This is a genomic window from Hylemonella gracilis ATCC 19624, assembly GCF_000211835.1.
Lineage (GTDB): Bacteria > Pseudomonadota > Gammaproteobacteria > Burkholderiales > Burkholderiaceae_C > Hylemonella > Hylemonella gracilis.
Map to the genome: position 1 here is coordinate 1 of NZ_AEGR01000017.1, position 2,699 is coordinate 2,699.

The window sequence follows — 2,699 nt, forward strand, 5'->3', positions numbered from 1 at the left end:
CTGAAGCGCGAAGCCGAAGGCCATCCCCGTATGAGCGCGCGGGCGGCAGGCCCGGTGCGGTGGTTCTGATCAGACGCCCCTGTCTCACCCAGCCTGCAGCAAACTCACCTGATGCGAAACACCGTCAGCCGTCCAGCCAGCAACCGCATCCAACGCCCCAAGCCAGCGAAATGAGCCGAACGCACCGGCACTGGCACTGCTCGCGGCACCACCTGCACTTGCGCCGCAGTCTGGGCCTCGACCTCGATCCAGCCGCCGCGCTCCACGCGGTGCACCTCCTCCGCGCTCAGCGTGACCTCAGCCCGGAACATCGTCTCACCCAGCCAAGACGGCGGTGACAGCAAGCGCACGTGGCCGGCCACCACGTGCACCCACGCGCCCGCGTCCACGGCCACGCGCAAGGTCTGGCCCGGTTCTAGTTCAATGAATTCGGCAAGCGCTGCGGTCATGAAAGCACCTCGTGGAGTGAGTGGGGAGGGCTTCATCGTAGAAATCCAGGCGCACAAAAAACAGGCACAGCGCCGCAGCATGCAAGGCGCAACAGACGTGCTGCCGACCATCTGTTATGGTGTTTCCGTCCGCAATCTGCATCTGTTTTTGGCCTGCCGAGCGAGAGAAGATCATCCGCACCTGCATCACCATTCCTTGCCATGTCCGACAACATCGAATCCCGCCTCAGCGCCCTGGGCCTCGTCCTTCCTGCCGTGACGGCAACACGCGGCAGCTTCAAGCCCTATGTGATGCGCGGCAACACGCTCCACCTCTCCGGCAAGGGCGCGCCGGTGCGAGAGGCCGTGTTGCATGTCCCCAAGGTCGGCGCCGAGGTCTCGGTGGCCGAGGCCCAGGCGCATGCACGGGACATCGCCCTGTACCTGCTGGCCGTCACCCGGCAAGCCCTCGGCGACCTTGAGCGCATCCAGCAGGTCGTCAAAGTCTTCGGCATGGTCAATGCCACGCCCGACTTCACGCAACACACGGAGGTCATGAACGGCTGCTCGGATCTGCTGGTGCAAGTGCTCGGCGCACGAGGGGAGCACGCCCGGTCGGCCATCGGTGTTGGCTCATTGCCCAAGGGCTTCGCGATCGAGATCGAAGCCATCATCGAGTTCACATGAGCCACTGAAGCACCATTGGAGAACCACTGAAACGCCCATGGACACGCCGCCGCTTTACCGCCAACTCGCCGCGCATTACCTCGACGCGATCCGCGCCGGCGCGCTCCAGCCGGGCGACAAGCTGCCCTCGCTGCGCAGCCTGATGCGTCAGCACAACATCAGCCTGTCCACCGCGCTGCAGCTCTGCCGGAACATGGAAAGCGAGGGCTGGGTGGAAGCGCGCGACCGCTCGGGCTACTTCGTCAAGCGCCCGCGCCGCCTGGCCATTGCGGCGATGGACGAGCCCGCCACCGACGTCGCACCCGACCCGGCCCAGTACGTCGGCATCCACTCGAAAGTCTCGGACTTCGTCGCGCGCCGCCGCCAGGGTGAGGTGCGCATCGATTTCTCAAGCGCGCGTGGCGCGCCCGAGCTCTACCCCGGCGAGGCCTTGCGCGCGTCCATGATGCGGCTGCTGCGCCAGAAGCCCGCGCTGCTGACCACCGCCACGCCCTCGCGCAGCCTTAACCCGCTGAGGGAGGCCGCCGCAAGGCGCGGCCTGCGCGTGGGCATGACGCTCTCGCCTCAGGAGGTGCTGACCACCAACGGCTGCATCGAGGCGCTGAACCTCGCGCTGCGCGCGGTGGCCCAGCCGGGTGACACCGTCGCGGTTGAGTCACCGACTTTCTATGGCCTGCTGCAGGTGCTGGAAAGCCTGGGCATGCGCGCGCTCGAAATCCCCACCAGCCCGCAGACGGGGCTTTCCATCGAAGCGCTGGAGATGGCGTTGGGTGCCTACGACAACATCAAGGCCGTCGTCACCGTGCCGCACCTGCAAAACCCGCTGGGCAGCGTGATGCCCGACGCACACAAGGAGCGGCTGGTGGCGCTGTGCGAGCGTCACGGTATCGCGCTGATCGAGGACGACACCTACAGCGAACTGCTGGACACGGACACCCCGCCGCGCGCGATCAAGTCCTGGGACCGCACGGGCAACGTCATCCATTGCGCCTCGCTGCACAAAATTCTCGCGCCGGGCATGCGCCTGGGTTGGATCTCGGCGGGGCGCTGGCAGAGCCGGGTGGAGATGCTCAAGTTCACCCAGTCCCGAAGCAACGAAGAACTGTCGCAAGGGGCCGTGGGTGACTACATGAACACCGGCGATTACGACCGCCATCTGCGCCGCCTGCGTGAGCGCCTGCGGCAGCAGCGCGAACAGACCGCCGACGCGATCGCGGCGCATTTTCCGGCGGGCACGCGCTTGAACTATCCGCCAGGGGGCTTGCAGCTGTGGGTGGAGTTGCCTGACCGTCTGTCGTCCATGACGGTGTTTGACCGGGCGCTGCGTGAGAGGATTTTCGTCGCGCCGGGGACGCTGTTCTCGAACTCCTCGCGTTTCGACCACTACCTGCGCATCAACTGCGGCTGGCCAATCACCGAGCCCATCCAAGCGGCGCTGCGGCGGCTGGGGGAGATCGTGGGGGAATGCGCCGCGGTGCAACGCAAGGCGGCGTGAAAAGGGAGAGGCTTGAGAGCGGATCGGGCTTGCCGCCCGCGCGCGATTTCGGGGATGGCGGTTCAGACGGGCATGAAGTCGCAGCGCCG

The 2,699-nt window shown here is 66.4% G+C and carries 3 protein-coding genes; 2 read left to right on the forward strand and 1 reads right to left on the reverse strand.

Annotated features, from left to right (window positions below):
- Positions 1 to 104: 104 nt before the first annotated feature.
- A complete protein-coding gene (locus HGR_RS01135; RefSeq protein ID WP_006296199.1) occupies positions 105 to 449 on the reverse strand; it encodes a hypothetical protein in 345 nt (114 codons plus the stop codon).
- A 201-nt stretch (positions 450 to 650) separates the two neighbouring features.
- Here HGR_RS01135 and HGR_RS01140 point away from each other — a divergent pair, with 201 nt between their 5' ends.
- Complete coding sequence (locus HGR_RS01140; RefSeq protein WP_006296200.1) at positions 651 to 1,115, forward strand: RidA family protein; 465 nt, start codon at positions 651 to 653, stop codon at positions 1,113 to 1,115.
- Positions 1,116 to 1,152: 37 nt separating this feature from the next.
- Positions 1,153 to 2,610 carry an aminotransferase-like domain-containing protein gene (locus HGR_RS01145; RefSeq protein WP_006296201.1) on the forward strand — a complete coding sequence of 486 codons (1,458 nt, stop codon included), beginning with the start codon at positions 1,153 to 1,155 and terminating at the stop codon, positions 2,608 to 2,610.
- Positions 2,611 to 2,699 lie beyond the last annotated feature (89 nt).